This is a genomic window from Adlercreutzia sp. ZJ304 (assembly GCF_011039075.1).
Classification (GTDB): domain Bacteria; phylum Actinomycetota; class Coriobacteriia; order Coriobacteriales; family Eggerthellaceae; genus Adlercreutzia_A.
Genome location: NZ_JAAKEG010000001.1, coordinates 96911 through 116229, shown reverse-complemented (window position 1 = coordinate 116229; position 19319 = coordinate 96911). Strand labels below are relative to the sequence as shown.

Annotated in this window: 16 protein-coding genes and 3 tRNA genes; 4 read left to right on the top strand and 15 right to left on the bottom strand. The window is 45.2% G+C overall.

The window, feature by feature from the left end:
- Positions 1-3: 3 nt before the first annotated feature.
- The 7 genes from uvrB to argS all read right to left on the bottom strand — a co-directional run bounded on the left by uvrB (position 4) and on the right by argS (position 6548).
- On the bottom strand, positions 4-2157 hold the full coding sequence (gene uvrB, locus G7Y46_RS00605) for an excinuclease ABC subunit UvrB (protein WP_165060755.1): 2154 nt from the start codon (positions 2155-2157) through the stop codon (positions 4-6).
- A 71-nt stretch (positions 2158-2228) separates the two neighbouring features.
- Complete coding sequence (gene coaE, locus G7Y46_RS00600; RefSeq protein WP_165060758.1) at positions 2229-2825, bottom strand: dephospho-CoA kinase; 597 nt, start codon at positions 2823-2825, stop codon at positions 2229-2231.
- Positions 2826-2848: 23 nt separating this feature from the next.
- Positions 2849-4153: a 30S ribosomal protein S1 gene (rpsA, locus tag G7Y46_RS00595; protein ID WP_165060760.1), complete on the bottom strand. Its 1305-nt coding sequence runs from the start codon at positions 4151-4153 to the stop codon at positions 2849-2851.
- A gap of 209 nt (positions 4154-4362) precedes the next feature.
- Positions 4363-4437 (bottom strand) — tRNA-Ile (locus tag G7Y46_RS00590).
- Positions 4438-4457: 20 nt separating this feature from the next.
- A tRNA-Lys gene (locus tag G7Y46_RS00585) sits at positions 4458-4533 on the bottom strand.
- Between the two features lie 145 nt (positions 4534-4678).
- Positions 4679-4755, bottom strand: a tRNA-His gene (locus tag G7Y46_RS00580).
- Between the two features lie 62 nt (positions 4756-4817).
- On the bottom strand, positions 4818-6548 hold the full coding sequence (gene argS, locus G7Y46_RS00575) for an arginine--tRNA ligase (RefSeq protein ID WP_165251655.1): 1731 nt from the start codon (positions 6546-6548) through the stop codon (positions 4818-4820).
- A 321-nt stretch (positions 6549-6869) separates the two neighbouring features.
- On the opposite strand from argS, the gene G7Y46_RS00570 reads away from it, so the two are divergent.
- A complete protein-coding gene (locus G7Y46_RS00570) occupies positions 6870-7220 on the top strand; it encodes a rhodanese-like domain-containing protein (protein ID WP_165060766.1) in 351 nt (116 codons plus the stop codon).
- A gap of 38 nt (positions 7221-7258) precedes the next feature.
- Here G7Y46_RS00570 and G7Y46_RS00565 read toward each other — a convergent pair whose 3' ends face one another.
- Entirely contained in the window at positions 7259-8182 is a 924-nt protein-coding gene (locus tag G7Y46_RS00565; RefSeq protein WP_165251653.1) for a LysR family transcriptional regulator, read from the bottom strand.
- A gap of 206 nt (positions 8183-8388) precedes the next feature.
- Between G7Y46_RS00565 and G7Y46_RS00560 the strand changes: the two genes are divergently transcribed.
- The 3 genes from G7Y46_RS00560 to G7Y46_RS00550 all read left to right on the top strand — a co-directional run bounded on the left by G7Y46_RS00560 (position 8389) and on the right by G7Y46_RS00550 (position 12651).
- Positions 8389-9399, top strand: coding sequence for a TAXI family TRAP transporter solute-binding subunit (locus G7Y46_RS00560; protein ID WP_165060788.1), 1011 nt, complete (start codon positions 8389-8391; stop codon positions 9397-9399).
- A 211-nt stretch (positions 9400-9610) separates the two neighbouring features.
- Positions 9611-11761, top strand: coding sequence for a TRAP transporter fused permease subunit (locus tag G7Y46_RS00555; RefSeq protein WP_165251651.1), 2151 nt, complete (start codon positions 9611-9613; stop codon positions 11759-11761).
- A 32-nt stretch (positions 11762-11793) separates the two neighbouring features.
- A complete protein-coding gene (locus G7Y46_RS00550; protein ID WP_165251649.1) occupies positions 11794-12651 on the top strand; it encodes an NAD(P)-dependent oxidoreductase in 858 nt (285 codons plus the stop codon).
- A gap of 17 nt (positions 12652-12668) precedes the next feature.
- Here the strand turns inward: G7Y46_RS00550 and G7Y46_RS00545 are convergent, their stop codons facing one another.
- The 7 genes from G7Y46_RS00545 to G7Y46_RS00515 form a co-directional block, all read right to left on the bottom strand.
- Entirely contained in the window at positions 12669-14066 is a 1398-nt protein-coding gene (locus tag G7Y46_RS00545; RefSeq protein ID WP_241156987.1) for an ATP-binding protein, read from the bottom strand.
- Positions 14063-14764, bottom strand: coding sequence for a response regulator transcription factor (locus tag G7Y46_RS00540; protein WP_165251647.1), 702 nt, complete (start codon positions 14762-14764; stop codon positions 14063-14065). Before G7Y46_RS00540 ends, G7Y46_RS00545 begins: the two co-directional genes overlap by 4 nt.
- A gap of 168 nt (positions 14765-14932) precedes the next feature.
- Positions 14933-15673, bottom strand: coding sequence for a phosphate ABC transporter ATP-binding protein PstB (gene pstB, locus G7Y46_RS00535; protein WP_241155964.1), 741 nt, complete (start codon positions 15671-15673; stop codon positions 14933-14935).
- A gap of 119 nt (positions 15674-15792) precedes the next feature.
- The gene (pstA, locus tag G7Y46_RS00530) at positions 15793-16761 is read right to left on the bottom strand and encodes a phosphate ABC transporter permease PstA (protein ID WP_241156986.1); all 969 of its coding nucleotides are present in this window, start codon (positions 16759-16761) and stop codon (positions 15793-15795) included.
- Positions 16758-17618 carry a phosphate ABC transporter permease subunit PstC gene (gene pstC / locus G7Y46_RS00525; protein WP_165060808.1) on the bottom strand — a complete coding sequence of 287 codons (861 nt, stop codon included), beginning with the start codon at positions 17616-17618 and terminating at the stop codon, positions 16758-16760. Before pstC ends, pstA begins: the two co-directional genes overlap by 4 nt.
- Positions 17619-18542, bottom strand: coding sequence for a substrate-binding domain-containing protein (locus tag G7Y46_RS00520; RefSeq protein ID WP_241156985.1), 924 nt, complete (start codon positions 18540-18542; stop codon positions 17619-17621).
- A 195-nt stretch (positions 18543-18737) separates the two neighbouring features.
- Complete coding sequence (locus G7Y46_RS00515; protein ID WP_165251645.1) at positions 18738-19166, bottom strand: MOSC domain-containing protein; 429 nt, start codon at positions 19164-19166, stop codon at positions 18738-18740.
- Between the last annotated feature and the right edge of the window lie 153 nt (positions 19167-19319).

The window sequence follows — 19319 nt, the reverse complement described above, 5'->3', positions numbered from 1 at the left end:
ATATCAGCTTCTACGACTAGAACCATAAGCCGCATTTTTTCTATTCCCATACGCGCTACCTTTGCGTGCATTCTTTTTCAGATCCGCCAAAACGTCTTTTTCGCTCATATTGTCAACGGTGGTTCGCAATTTAACAACCTGATCACGCAAACGAGCCGCCTCTTCAAAATCCATACCAGCAGAAGCTGCCTGCATTTCTTCTTCCATAGACATAATAATGCGCATAACTTCATCCCGCGAAAGTTCTGCCAATTCGCGATTAATATCTTCCGCACTAATCCCCTTCGATTCCTCCACTATGGAATCCATAATGTCATTTATTTTTTTGCGAATGGTTTTAGGCTCTATGCCGTGCTCTTCGTTATAAGCCATTTGGATATCGCGACGACGGCGCGTTTCGTCTATAGCCCGCTTCATTGAATCGGTAATCTTATCGGCATACATTATTACCTGACCCGAAACATTCCTAGCCGCGCGTCCTATAGTTTGCACAAGAGAGCGGTGGTTACGCAAAAACCCTTCTTTATCAGCATCCAAAATTGCCACAAGGCTTACCTCTGGCAAATCTAAGCCTTCTCGTAAAAGATTTATGCCTACAAGCACATCAAATTCGCCTTTGCGAAGGTCGCGCAATATCTCAACGCGCTCAAGCGTACCTATATCTGAATGCATATAGCGCGCTTTCACGCCTCGGTCTAGCAAATGGTCGGTTAAATCTTCAGCCATCCTCTTTGTAAGCGTTGTAATCAAAACGCGCTCATTACGCTCGGCGCGCTGTTTTGCTTCATCTATTATGTCGTCAATCTGGCTTTTTGTAGGGCGTAGAATTATCTCCGGGTCAAGCAATCCAGTAGGTCTAATTATCTGTTCGGTCTGCTTCTGGCTAACTTTTTCCTCATAATCGCCCGGCGTGGCGCTTACGTATATAAATTGCGGAACCCTATCTTCAAATTCATCGAAGCGTAAAGGTCTGTTGTCTAAAGCCGAAGGCAATCTAAAACCATGCTCCGCCAACGTTACTTTGCGCGAACGATCACCTTCATGCATTCCTCTAATCTGCGGCACGGTAACATGACTCTCGTCAATAATGCACAGAAAATCATCTGGAAAATAATCTATTAATGTGTACGGCGGCTCTCCTGCAGCGCGACCATCTAAATGCCGTGAGTAGTTTTCTATACCCGAGCAAAAACCCATTGTTTCTAGCATCTCTAAATCATAATTGGTACGCATTTCTAAACGCTGAGCCTCAAGCAGTTTACCTTCCTTGTTAAACTGCTCTAAACGCTGACGTAATTCTTCGCGAATCGTGCCAAGCGCCTTATCCATTTTTGGACGCGCTGTAACGTAATGCGAGGCAGGCCATATAGGCACAGCATGAAAACTGCTTAAAACCTCTCCGGTAACAGAATCGACTTCATCTATGCTTTCTATTTCGTCTCCCCAAAATTCAACGCGAATTGGATTGTCTGCATAGGGCGGAAAAATATCTAGCGAATCGCCGCGAACACGAAATGTACCGCGCTTTAATTCGTAATCGTTGCGGTCATACTGGATATCAATCAAACCATATATAACCTCATCACGATCCGATGGCGTATCTTTATCCAAGAATACAGCCATACCGGCATAATCTTGCGGACTACCTATACCGTATATACAGCTAACCGACGCAACTACAATTACGTCTCGGCGCGACAAAAGCGCACTTGTGGCAGCATGGCGCAATTTCTCAACTTCCTCATTTATAGAAGCATCTTTTTCTATAAACGTATCGGAAGATGGCACATAAGCTTCAGGCTGATAATAATCGTAATACGATACAAAATACACCACTGCATTGTCTGGAAAAAACTCGCGCAACTCAGCTGCAAGCTGCGCCGCAAGCGTCTTGTTGGGAGCCATAATAAGTGTCGGCTTTTGTACAGCCTCTATAACTTTAGCCATGGTGAAGGTTTTGCCAGAACCCGTAACGCCCAAAAGCGTCTGATAGCGCAAGTTTTCATTTACGCCATCTGCCAAAGATACTATGGCTTGCACCTGATCTCCGGCAGGCTCGTAAGGAGACACCACTCGAAGCGGCGCACCTCCAAGCATATCCGGGTTAAGTTTGCCCTGCATAGCTGTACCTTCAATGTTTTTCAGATGACTAGACATGGCGCTCCTGATAAAGAAAAGCCCGGTGGAAATACACTTCCACCGGGTTAATTAATAAATCTATAGAACCGCTATGATTGCTTACGTCTAATCCACCAAGCAGTAACCTCGTTATATAGCTCTTCCTTTGTGGAATCGTTATTGAAAACAACATCAGCAGCTTCAATACGCTCAGCATCGGTAATTTGTTGACTAATACGACGCCTAACATCACCTTCTTCGAAGCCAGAAGCCACAGCACGCTGAATCCGCATATCTATTGGAGCCAACACCGCCATAACTATATCTGCCGACCAAGCAAGCGAAGTAGAACGATTCTTGAATACGGAATATTCAATAACCACCGCTTCTGAGCCATTAGCTTCTAGTTCATCTATCATATCGGCATAAGACTCTTCAATGCGAGGCATCGTTATGCGGTTGAGTTTACGAGTCTCTGCGGGGCTTAGGAAAGCTTTAGCAGCCAAGCGCGAACGCACTATCTCGCCATCGTCTCCTAAAATATCTTCACCAAATGCTTCGGTAAGTTCTTCTTTCACAATCTCCCATTTAAGGACATCATGACCGACCTGATCAAGATCAATAAAATCTAACCCCTGATCGGTGAGCGCTTTACGAGCGGTAGATTTACCCGCTCCCATGCCCCCGATTACGAAGATCTTTTCCACAGACGATACCTGCACTTCCCTAACTATTCAGCAGCTTCAGCGGAACCTTCAGCAGCAGGCTCTTCCTGCTCTGCAACAACCTCTGTAGCAACTGAAGCCTCAGAATTAGCTTCCTCGCTCTGTTCTACTTCTACATTAGCTGTTTCTGTAGACTCTTCATCTTCGCTCTTACGGCGAGACTTCGCTTCATCAACCGCTACGGTTTCATCTATCTCAATCTCATAACCAAGCTCTTCAGCAGCAGCCTTCATAGACAAAGAAATGCGGCGGCGGTCAGGATTAATCTCCATAACCTTCACTTTCACTTCCTGCCCTTGCTTAACTACCTGAGCTGGAGTTTCAACATGGCGAGAAGCCATTTCGGAAATGTGCACAAGACCCTCGATAGAACTGCCGAGTTCAACAAAAGCGCCAAATGGAACGATCTTTGTTACAACGCCATCAACGATAGTACCTACCGGATAGCTATCCACAAGTTCGATCCACGGATCGTCGGTGGTCTGCTTTAAGCCAAGCGATATGCGCTCACGCTGCAGATCAACGTCTAGAACCTCAACCTCTACTTCATCTCCAACTTTTACAACTTCGCTAGGATGATTTACATGGTTCCAAGACAGCTCGGAAATATGTACCAAACCATCTATTCCGCCAAGGTCAACAAATGCACCAAAGTCTACGATGCTAGAAACGTTACCTTTCAGGCGCATGCCCTTAGACAGCTTAGAAAGAATTTCTGTACGCTCAGCTCTGCGACCCTCTTCGAGCAGCACACGACGCGACAGAACAACATTGTTGCGATTGCGATCCATTTCAATGACGCGCGCTTCAATCTCGGTGTTCAGATACATATCAAGATCTTTTACGCGACGAAGATCAACCAGAGAAGCAGGTAAGAAGCCACGCAGACCAATGTCAAGAATTAGACCGCCCTTAACAACTTCAATAACTTCACCAGTAACAATTTCGCCAGCCTTGAATTTCTCTTCCACACGATTCCATGCACGCTCGTACTCTGCACGCTTTTTGGATAGAATCAGACGACCGTCTTTATCTTCTTTTTGCAGAACGAGAGCTTCGATATGATCGCCCAAGTTTACTATCTCGGAAGGATCAATATCTTTGCGAATGGAAAGCTCGCGCAGCGGAATAACGCCTTCACTTTTGAAGCCAATGTCTACAAGCACTTCGTCGTGCTCTAGCTTCACTACAGTTCCCTCTACCAGATCTCCCTCGTCGAAATCTGTGAGGGTGCCATCAATCATGGCATTTAGCTGATCATCAGATACATCGTCGAATTGGATAACAGACGTGTTCTTTATCTCGGTCAAAACGGACCCCTTTCAGATTTTTAGGGACCCCGTTTCAATAAGCAGTCGTCTTGAATACAGTCGAAACTTACATTCCTCGGGGGCCAATATTTCATTTGCTTATATGTTTTTACAAGCCTTCCGAGTATATCACGTAGGTCTGTTGCGCGATGTAAAATTTCGGCGTATACACGCCGTTCACCGATTCAACATTTAATGAATTTAAAAGGTGGTGGGCCCTGCAGGATTCGAACCTGCAACCAAAGGATTATGAGTCCTCTGCTCCACCATTGAGCTAAGGGCCCAAAGCAGAACTTAATAAAGGTGGTGCGCCATGAAGGACTCGAACCTTCGACCTTGGGATTAAGAGTCCCCTGCTCTACCAACTAAGCTAATGGCGCATCAGTCGAACACAAAGCGATTTGACATTGTAGGCGAATACCGCACTTCATGCAAGCAGATTTCCTCATATTTTTTATGTACTCAAAGAGAAAAACGAACCCTGCCGAACTTCGCAGTTCAAACAGGGCTCGTAAAATAGGTTTATGGGGTGGCTGATGGGACTTGAACCCACGACCTCCAGAGCCACAATCTGGCATTCTAGCCGACTGAACTACAGCCACCGTGTTGCGTTTTCGCGCAAGGTAGGATTATACGTTTGCGCTGCTATCTATGCAAGCATTTTCTACATCTTCTCGGGAGCGCTTACTCCAAGCAGGCTAAGCGTAAGAGCCAACATTATGCGAGTTGCATCACATAACGCCAAACGCGCCTTTGTTAGTTCTACATTATCGGTTAGCACTTTACACTCGGTATAGAAGCTATGGAACAGCGATGCTAAATCTTGCGCATAGTGTGTTAGTCGGAACGGTTCACGATCGCGCGCTGCCAAAGCTATCAAATTCCCAAAGTCAGCCATTTTGCGCATTAATGCAAGCTCTGTATTGTGCGTTAGCATTGACAAATCGCAGCCATCTGGTGCAACAATTTCAGCCAATTGCGCAATAGACTTGCCATCTGTGCTGCCCTGCCCCGCCGCTTCGTAAGCCTTACGAATTATGGAACAAATGCGCGCATGTGCATACTGAACATAGTAAACAGGATTAGATGAATCTTTTTTCTTGGCTTGCTCAATATCGAAGTCGATAGGCTGATCGCTCGAACGAGAAAGCATGAGATAACGCGTAGCATCTACACCCACTTCATCTATTAGCTCTTCGAGCGTAACCATCTCGCCTGTGCGCTTGCTCATGCGCACAGCTTCGCCATCTCGATATAAATTCACCAGCTGACCTAAGACTATCTCTAAATTGCCCGGCCAGCCCCAAGCCTCTAACATGCATTCACAACGCTTCACATAACCATGATGATCGGCGCCCCAAATGTTTATAAGATGATCAAAACCGCGCATTTTCTTATCGTAGTGATAAGCAACATCGCTCATAAAATAAGTCATCTCGCCATTGGCTTTTATCATAACGCGATCTTTTTCATCCCCCAGCGCTGAGGAACGAAACCAAATGGCACCCTGTTCTTCTTTTACATAGCCCTTGTCTTCCATAGCTTTAAGACTACGAGATACTGCACTTTCACCATTTTCGTCTTCAACATATAAGCTGCGCTCACTAAACCAGCAATCAAAAGTAGTACCCAAACGACCAAGCACTTTATGCTGCAAGTCAAGCATTTCTTGATAGGCTATTTCGCGAAATGCCTCCATGCGCTCTTGCTCAGACATATCCTCATACTTATTGCCATCGCGGTCTATTATCTCTTGTGCAATGTCGGCAACATAACTGCCGCCATAACACTGTTCTGGCATTTCTACGTCGTGACCTAGAAGCTGCATATATCGCACAGATACAGAATTCCCGAATACGTCCATTTGGGTTCCGTGGTCGTTGATGTAGAACTCTTCGTAAACATCGTAACCGGCGTGACGCATAACTCGCGCCATAGCATCGCCTAATGCACCCCAGCGACCATGCCCTACATGCAAAGGACCAGTAGGGTTCGCCGAAACGTACTCTAGATTTATCTTGCGCTGACCTTCTGCAATGGTACCACGCCCGTAGTCTTCGCCAAGCTGTCGCACCGTATGCACAACATTTTGCAATACCGCATCAGCCAAACGTATATTAATGAACCCTGGACCCGCTATTTCCACCGATTCAATAACATTGTTTTCGGGCAAATGGTCAACTATAGTCTGCGCTATATCGCGCGGACTTTTATGCGCCAACTTTGCCGTGCGCATAGCCACCGTAGATGCCCAGTCACCATTAGCTTCGTCGCGCGGACGTTCAAGCGCAGGTTCAGGAGTAGCCGCTGAATCTTCCAACGAAATAGAACCATCAGCCATAGCAGCTTCAATGGCTGTTTCAAATATCTTTTCAAGCTGTTCACGAATCTCCATTAGTCAAACTCCGATTCAAGTTGAGCTTACATAGATTTAGAACATGCGCACTTAACAAAATAAAACGTAACGCCAGAAAATACGCATCACTTACATTTTGTAAAATCAGCGCTGCTCCGTCGGGTCATTATAGCAGGTAGCACGACGATTTGAAGCGCAACCAACACTAAAGATAAGGCGATTATAAGCCAGTTTCATCAAACCGTAATAATACGTTGACACCCCGTTTTCTTATGAAAACAAAATCGCACTAGAATAGCCTTATTTAAAACCTTAAAACACCATTTCAAAGCGCACTCGGTGAATAAAAAGGAGGCAAAAATGGCAAGTAAGATTGTTAATGCAGATTATGTATTAGAAAACCTAGATAAGATACATATAGTAGATGTGCGACCAATTGAAATGTATGAAAACGGACATATTCCAAATGCCAAATCTGTACCACTAATGGCAGCAAAAGAAGAAGGTGGCGATGTTGCTGCCATAATTGAAAAAAGCGTAGAAGCACTAGGCATTAAAAAGGACAACCCAATTATTATCTACTGCCACGATGGAGGGCTTGCCCACGAGGCATGCGATTTGCTGGAATCTAAAGGGTTTACAGAGGTGTATTGCTATGAAGGAAGCTGGATTAATTGGATAATGGATAGCTCTCGCCCTGTTGAACGCTAAGGCTTTGGCAGTTTTGACCATATAAAACGCCACAGAGCCTAGTGTGTGTCCGCAAATAATGCTCCTATAACATCTTCAAACATCTGAGCGGGAATCCAAGGCTGCGCCGATGCAGGCGTGCCAATGCCTATCTCGTAGCACGCCTCATCGGATAGATGAATTCGCGCAAGCCCACCGGTTAAATCCGCTGTAGCATCTAGCATGTTTGTAGGACAAAACACTCCGCCAAGCCCGGCTTCACACATTGCCAGAAGAGTCATCATATTCTCCGACTCTACAAGTCCTTTTGGCTTTATACCAGCCTTCTGCAATTCGACCCGCGCAATACTTCCCGAAATGTCATCGATGGTTTCAAGAAGAAACGGGCAATTGTCAAGAAGACTTAAACCGTTTTCTTCAACGGCTGTAATTGCTTTTTCAGCTTCCATGCCAACAATAGATTCCAAAAGTTGTGGGTCCAGTATCAAAACTATCTCTTCTTTATATAAAGGACGCACCGCCACCCCGGGATGCACATTCCCAAAACTAGCCACTACTATGTCAGCTTCGCTTCGCTCGGCTAAATGCACAAGTTCTTCATTGGTGCCCTCTATCAATTTGATACGCACACCGGGCATGCTTCGATGAAACTGCTTTACAATGTGGGGCATCAAAACCCTTCCGCGCATATTCGATATGCCAATCTTCAATTCGCCAAAACCACCAATAGTTACTTCGCTTACTTGGCGCAACATCCGCAAACGCGACGCCTCTTGTTCACGCGCATAAGATATAAAAGCCTCGCCTGCTCTAGTAAGAGTAAGCGGAGTAGTTCTATCTATGAGTTTGCCCCCAAGCTCGTTTTCCAACGAAGCCAAACGCGCTGAAAGCGTCTGCTGCGGAATTTGCAATTCTTCTGCCGCCCGAGTAAATGTGCCTTTCTCGACCAGCCGCAAAAACCAATCCCACGACTCTAGTGACATTAGCCCTCCTGCTTGTTGTTCGCTACATGTGCAACCATGTTTTTTCGTAATCCTACCGAAAAATATTGTTACATCTTTGTTATGTCGACAAAATAACAAACTTTTACGGCTAAAATACAGCGTGAATAGAACATGGTTTCTAGTTCTAGTTTAGAAACACACGTTTCAGACCACTTGTGCTTAACGAGGGAAAAGGAGAAACAAGTATGAAGAAAAAACTTCGTGCGCTTTCAGTGGCCGTGGTTGCTGGCGCGCTAGCTCTAGGTCTTGCTGGTTGTTCTGGCGGTTCTGCCGGTTCTAGCAGCGCAGCAAGTTCAGATGCGCCTGCCAGCGAATCATCTAACCTGCGTTTTGTTACCGGCGGTGAGTCGGGAACTTATTACGCATACGGCAATGTACTTGCACAGTATGCAACCAATGGCGATTATGGCGTTGCTGTTACAGCACTATCGGGCAACGGCAGCCAAGCTAATGTACAAGCTCTTGAAGACGGAGATGCCGATATTGCATTCTGCCAGTCAGACGTTTTAGCATATGCTTATGAGGGCACTAATCTTTTCGAAAATGCCGCATACAAAGATTTCTCAATAGTGGCTGACCTTTATCAAGAACAGGTCCAGATTGTAACTTGCGACCCGAACATTAAGACAGTTGCCGACCTTGCTGGCAAAACTGTTTCTGTAGGCGCAGCAGGTTCTGGTGTGTATTTCAATGCAGTAGACGTGCTTTCAGCTTACGATTTAACACTTGATGACATCTCTCCTGTGTATCAGAGCTTCGCCGATTCCACCGATTCTCTGAAAGACAACAAGATTGACGCAGCATTTATCGTTGCAGGCGCACCTACAACCGCTATTACCGACCTATCTACCACAAAGACCGCATATCTGGTTTCTATGGATGATGAGCATGTAGCAAAACTGCTCGAAGCTTCTCCCTATTATGCAAAGGCAGTCATTCCGGCTGACACTTATGGTCTAGAGGGCGACGTAACAACTGTTTCAGTTGGCGCTGTTGTTATTGCTAACAACTCTATTTCTGAAGATGCAGTTTATGGTTTCGTGAAGTCAATCTTTGACGGTGCTGAAAACAATGCAGATGCACATGCTAAGTATAAAGAACTTGTTTTAGAAGATGCTGCTTCAATAAGCACCGTACCTTATCATCCGGGTGCTGCAAAATACTTCTCAGAGCAGGGTGTTACAGTAGCAAGCTAAGCCATATAATTGCTTGAATACTCATAATTACCTCTCTTTTAGAGAACAAGAGGGGTCGCGATTTAAGTCGCGACCCCTCAACTTAGTTCTATAAGCAGTATCAACATAAAACTAATAGGATTCCATTTTGCTGATACTTCTAATAGAACTGGCAAATTTAGCGTACGAGTTTACGCGAGGCTTAAAGATTTAACGAAAAGGAGGCGTGCGGATGGCTCTTTTCAAGAAGAAAAAGGATTCTGATACTAACGACATAATCGCCGAACTTGATCCAGCTGTTGTAAAAGACGGCACGATTGACACTGACGAGGTTATGCGCAAATACGATAAAGAATCGAATACGCGCATTTGGGAAGGTGTACCAAAGATTGTGGTTACAGCTTTCCTAGTGCTATTCTCGGTATATTGCATATGTATGACGCTGTTATCTACAGAACAAGCCGAGGCGCGTCTAGCTCGTTTTTTGGCGTTCATTATCGTTATAGGATTTATGATTTATCCTGCACGTAAAACCAATCACCGCGTAAATCACATTCCTTGGTACGACATAGTGTTAATGCTTGCAGGCTTCGGGGCATTTATGTATTTCGCTATGAATTGTACCGAGATACTACTTATGGGAGCACGCATTGAACCTATTCATGTAGCGCTGGGTATAATTGGGATTCTTGTACTGGCAGAATTATGCCGGCGCTGCGTGGGGCTTCCGATCATAATAGTTGTAGCGTGTCTTGTTATATACGCATTCTACTGGCAGATGACATCGTCTAGTAACGCCGATTTCTACAATTCGCTGCGCAAAGTTGTTCAAAAACTGTTCTATACAACATCGGGTGTTATCGGCACGCCGATTAATGTTTGCTATACCTATATAGTATTGTTTGTTATATTTGGCGCATTCCTAGAGCGTACAGGAATTGCGAATTTCTTTATCTCGCTAGCAAATCGCATTGCGGGCTGGTCAAGCGGTGGTGCTGCTAAGGTATCTGTTATAGCATCGGCTTTATGCGGAATGGTTTCCGGTTCATCGGTGGGAAACACCGTAACCACAGGATCTGTAACTATTCCTATGATGAAAAAAACTGGCTATAAGCCGGAATTTGCCGGCGCAGTTGAAGCAGCCTCGTCGTCTGGCGGACAAATCATGCCCCCCATCATGGGTGCAGCTGCGTTTCTAATGGCAGAATATATAGGCATCCCCTACATTGAAGTTGCAACAAAAGCTATTATCCCTGCCTTGCTATATTTTGCCGGCATATTTATTGCAGTACATCTTGAAGCGAAGAAACTAGGTCTAAAAGGAACCCCTAAAAGTGAACTTCCCACTATTCCCTACCTGCTTAAGAACTGCTATCTAATTTTGCCTCTTGTCCTTCTGGTATGGCTTGTAGCCTCTGGTACTCGCACCATGGCGGCAAGCGCAGCTATCTCAATTGCCGGCGCATTCATAATAGGTTTTATAAACTTCTTGCTTAACAGCTGGCGTGAGCGCGCAGAAGGCGAAAGTTTCGGCGCTGTATTCATGGAAACTGTAAAAATTGCTGCATTAATGGTTGTTGACGCTTTCTCTGCCGGAGCAAAAAACACAATTGCTGTTGCAGTTGCCTGCGCTATGGCTGGCATGATTGCCGGATGCATCACAGTAACCGGTCTAGCTTCAACCATAATTAACGTTATAGTTTTGATGGCGGGCGACTTCATTATTATTGGCTTAATATTCACTATGATTTGCTGTTTGATTCTTGGAATGGGTGTACCAACCACAGCAAATTACTGCATTATGGCATCTACTTGCGCACCAATCTTAATTCAACTCGGAATAGACCCAATATGTGCGCATTTCTTCGTATTCTACTTTGGAATTGCAGCAGACATTACGCCACCAGTAGCGCTGGCAGCATATGCCGCAAGCGCCATTGCGAAGTCGCGCCCGATGGCAACAGCGGTTAACGCTACAAAACTAGGTATAGCAAAATTTGTGGTGCCTTACATCTTTGCATTCAGCCCAATATTGTTGCTTGTGGGCGACAATGTAACCTTGCCTGCAGTTCTTCTTAACACAGGCACGGCACTTGTCGGCGTATTTGGATTGCAATGCGCACTTACCAATACCCTATTCCAGCATCATTTAAACCCAGTTTTCCGCATCATATTAGCTATTGGCGGACTGGGTATGATGATTCCGGGCACAGTATCAGATATTGCCGGTTTGGTAATCATAGTTGGTATGTGTACGGTTCAATATATACTGTCTAAAAAGCATCACAGCACTTCTGCATTATCCGATGAAATTAGCAATACAGATGCACTACCTAAATCGAATGACTTGGAATTGGATGAAACCGTTACTGACAACTCTTAATAAGCCGAGCACACAAGGCACGGAGGAAACTTATGAGTGAGCTTATAAACGATACCAACATAATTTGGGTAACTGGAAATAAAGGTTTTATTGGTAATGCGATATGCACATGCCTAGAAAATGCAGGATTCACAGTTGTGGGAACTGATGCAGAACTTTCAGTATGCGAAAGCGAACGTTTAGAAGCGTTTGCAGAGGAAATTCAACCCCGTGCCGTAATAAACTGCGCGGGAATTAGACGCGATGCTACCAGTTTATCTAACCGGGTAAAAGCCTACGAAGTAAATGCCATCGGTGCGCGCAATGTTGCACTAGCCGCCAATACTGTAGGGGCAACCATCATACAAGTTTCCTCCGACGATGTTTATTCCTCCAAACTAGATGAGCCCGTAAACGAATTCGATAATCCGCATCCAAACACACCTTATGGTAAATCTAAACGCGCCGGCGAAATGATGGTAAGAAACATAACATCAGACCATATAATTATTCGCTCGTCTTGGCTATACCATACAAGCGGTGGTCGCCTAAGAGAAGTTTTAGATGCCGCAGAAGCAGGCGCAAAATGCCCGGCGCGCACCGATCAATTTGCTGCCCCAACAAGCGTTGATACCTATGTCAAATTTATGATTAAAGTCCTAGAACGTGGTGGAACGGGCACATTCCATATTGCATCGCGCGGTCAGGCTAGCCGATACGATTTTGCAGCAAAAGTACTAGAGTTAGCCGGCTATAACCCAGAAAGCATACTAGTACCCGAAGCCGACCCAAAAACTGCCGAGAATGTAGTATTAGAGAGCTTGATGCTAGAGATGTTTGGGGCAGAATTGCCAACATGGGAAGACGATCTAGAATCGTATATGAAGGCAGCAGGACTAGCCGCCAGCTAAAAAAGAAAAGCTGCTTTTTATTTTATTGGTATAGTTACAGTGAAGGTGGATCCTTGACCTAGCTTGCTTTCCACCTGCACTTGCCCGTTATGGCTAAGTGCAGCATGTTTTACAATAGCAAGCCCAAGTCCTGTTCCCCCTGTTTCTTTCGAGCGGCTTTTATCTATACGATAAAACCTCTCGAATATCTTGGTTAGTTCGTCTTCTGGCATGCCAATACCTGCATCTCTTACAACTACGACAGCCTCTTTTGCGGGTTGAACACGCTCGCCCACTATCACATCAACATATCCATTATCAACGTTATAGCGAATTGCATTTGTAATTAGATTTGACATCATCTCGTCAAGCAGCGATTCGTCACCTTCAATAAATACCGATTCACCACTAACGCGAATATCGACATCTTTTTTGTTGGCTATTGGAGCAAGCCTATCAGCCACCTGTTTTGCCAAAATAAATAGATCAACATCCTTCAAATTTGACGCAGAAATTGAACCGCTATCCAAGCGCGACAAAGTAAGCACATCATCAATAAGGCTACGCATATTCTCTGCTTCTTCGTGAATAATGCGCGAAAATTTCGGAATATCTTCTTGGCTTACAAGACCGCCTTCCATCAACTCTGTATAACCCACAATTACTTGTAGAGGAGTTTTTAGTTCATGCGACACATTCGCGGAAAAATCGCGACGCATGCTGTCAGCGCGCGCAAGATCTTCATTTTGACGCTCCAACATCAATCGCTGATCATCTATTCTTGCAAGAAGCGGACTCATTTCGCTATACCCCTCGCCTTTCAAAGGTTCAGTTACATCCATATTATCTAAAGGTCGCATAATTCTTTTTGTAAGCAATTTTGAGAAAACAACAACCAATACAGCTACAACAAGAATAACTATCACTATTGGCACAACAAACCTTGCAGCAAAAGCAATAAGAGACTCGCGCGGCTCCGCCAAACGGACAATTGCACCGTCATCTAAACGAACCGCAGCGTAAAGCATATCTTTTTTAAGTGTGTCCGAATAACGAATTACATAAGCTGTACCCTCACGTACAGCACCCTGAAATTCTGGACGATTTGAATGGTTGTCTAGTTCTTTAAGGATATACTCACCATTGTTAAGCTGACTCTGTGCGCTATCAAAAACAACCTCGCCGTTTTCGTCAATAAGTGTATAGCGAAGATCAGCTGACACCTGTGCATCCATCAAAGCCAAGCGTTCACTTTCATCTATGACATTCATCTCGCTAGCAATGTTTTGCGCAAGTTTTTCAAGACGCGACTCTTCAAAGCCCTCAAATATAAAATAATAAAGAGCTGTAAAAACTAGAGTTAAAGCCAGCACAACCGAAAGCGTAAATGCCAGCAAAAGCGAATTTACTGTTGATGAAAGACGACGCTGGCTCACGATGAATCGCCTTCACGCCTCATGCGGTACCCCACGCCGCGCACAGTTTCTATGCTATTTTCCGCGTCGCTGCAAACTGCTCCTAATTTCTGACGCAGCGTCTGAATATGCACGTCCACAGTACGCGAACTGCCCATAAAAGAAGTACCCCAAACGCGCTCAAGAAGCTGCACCCTGCTTAGCACATTGCCAACATTCGCCATAAGCGCATGCAACAGTTCAAATTCTTTAAGAGTAAGTTGCACAGGAGTTTCGCAGACTTTGACAGTATGAGCAGACAGGTCAAGCTCTATGCCAGCGTTCGACATAATGTTTATATTAGCTGCACTAGAAGAACTTGCACGCCTTAAAAGCGCACGCACACGCGACACTAATTCCATCATCCCAAACGGCTTAGCTAGATAATCATCAGCGCCAGCGTCTAAACCGGATACAGTATCTATCTCTGTACCCTTCGCAGTCAGCATCATGACAGGAATGGAATGAGTGCGCGTATCTTCGCGCAAACGGCGCAGTATTTCAAGACCATCTATATCTGGCAACATAATATCTAACAACACTGCATCAGGCAAAGCCACTGAACATTCTTTAAAGAAATCATTAGCGTGAGCAAACCCGATTGTTTCAAAGCCCGCCTGACGCAGTGCGTAGATGGCAAGATCGCGGATATGCTCGTCATCTTCAACGTAGTAGAGCATGCTAAAGAAAACTCCTAACGCGTCGCATATCGATCCACATCTTTATTGTAAAACCACAGCAGCGCAATAGTGCGTACTGCCATTGTAAGGTTTATGCAAAACAACACTACTCAAAACATACGAAATGCAATAAAAGACACCTCCAAGCATGCCAAAAGGCATCTTGCTCTATCCGAAGCGCCCCGAAACGTAATCAGCAGTACGCGGGTCAACGGGGTTTGTAAACAGCTCGTCGGTATTCCCGAATTCCACCATGTCTCCCAATAGGAAAAATGCCGTTTTGTCGGACACGCGAAGTGCTTGCATCATATTATGAGTAACCATAATTACCGTATAGTCATTCTTTAATTCGCTTACCAATTCCTCAATTTTTGCAGTCGAAATAGGGTCAAGCGCACTGGTCGATTCGTCTAGCAACAGCACCTCAGGCTGTACTGCCAAAGCACGCGCAATACATAGACGCTGCTGCTGACCGCCGGAAAGCCCAAGCGCACTCTTTTTAAGACGATCCTTCAATTCGTCCCAAATAGCAGCACGTCTCAAACTCTGTTCTACTATCTCATCTAAGTCGGCATGCTTTTTTATGCCATGAGTTCGTGGTCCAAACGCAATATTGTCGTACACGCTCATTGGAAATGGGTTCGGCTGTTGAAATACCATACCGACACGCCGACGCAGATCGTTAACAGAAATATCGCGATAGGCGTCTTCTCCGTCAAGTGTAATTTTTCCATCTACACGACAACCCACCACAAGATCGTTCATACGGTTAAGCGTCTTTAATAAGGTAGATTTACCGCAACCAGACGGTCCAATAAGCGCCGTTACTTCGTTTTTAGGGAATGAAAGCGAAACATCTTTAAGCGCATGAAATTCACCATAGTACAGATTAAGGTTGTTTACTTCCATTTTAGAGAACGCACTGTCAAGTTCTTGCTCAATTTCCAAACTAACTAGGCTGTCTAGTTCAGTGCGGCTCGGTTCTGTTTTAGACGGAAGCACAGCAGCACCATTGTCGTTCATATTATCTAGTCCTTTCTCAATTTCTTTATAGCAACATTTGCGGCTAAGTTGAGAACTGTTACTACCACAAGAAGTACAACAGCCGTAGCGTAAGTTTCGTTCATATGAAGACCCTCGCTTGCAAGTACATACATATGCACCGCAAGTGTTCTGCAAGAATCTAGGAACGCAAACGCACCCTGCCCAACAAAATTAGGTATTTGCGCTATGGTTCCAGCTGTAAATAACAGTGCCGCCACTTCCCCAACACATCGACCAAGCGCCAAAATAATTCCACTTGTAATTCCGGGAGCCGCCGAGGGCATAACGCAGCGCATCACCGTGCGCAAACGCCCCGCGCCCAAACCGAAACCGCCTTCACGATATGAATCAGGTACCGCTAAAAGCGCCTCTTCAGTAGTGCGCATAATTGTAGGTAGAATCATAATTGCCAATGTGCATGCACCCGAAAGCAGCGATAATCCCCAATGTAGTGCAGTCACAAAGAAGAGCATTCCAAACAGACCATATATGATCGAAGGAATTCCCTGAAGTGTTTCCGTTGTTATACGTACAATGCGAACAAAACGCGACCCACGCGGAGCATATTCCACAAGGTAAACTGCACTTCCAACACCAATAGGTACTGCAATAATTAGGGAACATGCAGCCATAAGCACCGTATCAATAAGCGCGGGCATAAGCGATACATTTTCAGAAGTGTATTCCCATTCAAATAAGCTAGGTGTTATGTAGGGCACTCCGTTTATTAGAATGTAGCCAACTATAAGCAGGAGTACCGCTGTAGCAACAATAGCTCCTAAATAAACAACACCACGCATAACTAATGACGCAATTCGCACAGACATATTATGGCGCGGCGACACGTTGTCGTATTTTGAAATTGGTGGCATATTTCCCACCGCATTTGCGCCAGCTGCGCCAGTTGCGCCTACCGCCGACAATTCAAGCGGTGTATCATTTTTTCCCATCATCGAGATACCTCATTCTTCTTAATCGCATTGAAGAGTGCGGTAATAAGCATTATGAAAACAAATAGAACAACGCCGGTTGCAATAAGTGCGCCGCGATGTAAATCGGCAGCATAGCCCATTTCCAGCACAATATTTGAAGTCATAGTACGAACACCTTCAAATATGGATGTGGGTATAATAGGCTGATTGCCCGCGACCATAACCACAGCCATAGTTTCACCAATTGCACGCCCTACACCAAGCACGATAGCAGCCATAATTCCAGATACAGCCGCAGGAACAAGAACCCGGAACACCGAGCGCTCGTGTGTTGCGCCTAAGGCAAGTGCACCCTCGTAGTATTTCGATGGCACAGCATCTAGCGCGCTTTTTGACACGGTAATAATTGTTGGAAGAATCATGATTCCCAAAATGAATGCCGCCGCCAAAAGCGAAAGACCGCGAGAGGGCATTGTGTTTCGAATGAAAGGAACGACCAGCATTAGACCGAAGAAACCGTAAACAACACTTGGAATACCTGCTAGCAGTTCTATGCCGGGCACCAAAACTGAAGCCACCTTACCACTTGCAAAACGAGAAAGGAATATAGCACAGGCAACACCAGCTGGCACACCTATAATAATTGCTCCCGCCGTAACATAAATAGAGCCAACTATCATAGGGAAAATGCCGTACATTCCCGAGTTAGGCTTCCATGTTGTACCCAGCAGAAATTCAGGCAGTCCAATTTCGGCTATAGCAGGCACACCGTTAGCAAACAAAAACACACAAATTAAAGCCACAGCAAGAATTGAGATGGTGGCAGCCGCAGCAAACATAATTTTTGCTGCGGCCTCCTTAACAGACGCGGGACGCATTTAGGCGACCTCGCTCCAAGAGAGAATTTCTCCAGTGTAGATGCGCATCACTTGATCCGCCGTGAGATTAGTCACAGAAGACTCAGGTGCAACGATAACTGCGATTCCATCTAGCGCTATAGCTGTTGAGCTTACGCCAGCGGCAGTTTCGGAATCTTTGAGTTCACGCGATGCCATTCCGATATCGCACGTACCCTCGACTGCCATGTTTACACCAGTCGTAGAATCTGATTGCTGCACTTCAACAACCATATCTGGGTTAAGTGCTTTGTAAGCCTCTGCCAGCTTTTCCATAACTGGAGTTACGGAAGATGAGCCCGCCACAACAACCTTGCCGCTAAGACCACTTGGGGAATAAGCAGCTGCAGCGTCGTCTACAGAGATGAAATCGTTTTCGGAAACGACTTTCTGACCATCGGCGCTCATAATGAATTTAACAAAATCCTGCGCTGCTTCGCTAAGAGAAGCACCAGTCACGATATTGAATGGACGTGATATAGCATAGCTTCCGTTTTTGACATTTTCAGTTGTAGCTTCAACGCCGTCTATGTTCAAAGCCTTAACCGTGTCGTTTAGTGAACCTAGCGATATGTAACCTATACCAGCTGGATCACCTGCTACCGAAGTCATCATAACTGAGGTGGAATTCGTAATAGCTGCGGTGTCTGTAGTCATGTCAACTTTTTTGCCGCTATCGTCTTTCTGCTCAATTCCGAACAGTTCGATGAAAGCACCACGCGTGCCCGATCCATCTTCGCGAGAATACACCGAAATTAGCTCGTCTGTATTCGAGGATGCAGATTCGCCGTTACTGCTGCCCTCTGAAGCCTGCTGCGGACCGCATCCACTTAGCGCTATCGCACCAAAAGCTAGCGCAAAAGTTGTACAAACAACAGCTAGCACTCCCGCTTTTTTATTCACCACTGTTTCTCCTTTCGATTGAACAGCTTGTTTAACCGCTCAATACAGTCAAATAAAAACGATGTTCATATTCGCAGGAGAAAATCAGGCATAAGTAAGGCAATTGCAAAGAATTTGTAAAATCAGTGTGTAGAAAAGGCTTAGTAATTTGACTGCAGCCACAAAGCTTGACTGCAGTCACAAACAATTAATACGAAGCTACACGATGTCAATCTGAGCACCAACGGCAATTTCACCACCGTGAATAACTTTGCAAAACACCCCTTCACGAGGCATAATGCAGTCCCCCATTTTGTGATAAATAGCACAGTGAGCATGGCATTGTTTGCCAATTTGCGTAAGTTCAAGAACAACATCTCCCGAACGAAAGCGCGTTCCAATAGGTAGATTCTTTAAGTCAAAGCCCTCAACAATAATGTTTTCTCCGAATGAGCCATTCACTACATCGGCACCCCGAGCTTTGAATTCTTCAATTTTCTCAAAACTTAAAAGGCTTACCTGCCTATGCCACAAACCCGCATGCGCGTCGCCCTCAACGCCCCAATTATCGCGTAATTCTATTGTAGGAACTTCAGATTTTTGGATACCTTTTACATTGCTTGTGCAAACGGCTTTGACCACGCCCATGTTGCACACTCCTTTGCTAAGAGGCGATATATCGTGCGCTACTTCGATATACCCGGTGCAACAATATTTTGACTTGCCGCCGCTGCACTACGGCAAACAAGCATTATTAGCGCAAGCAAATTATAGCGAAAAGCAAGCAAGTCTGTCTTGCAA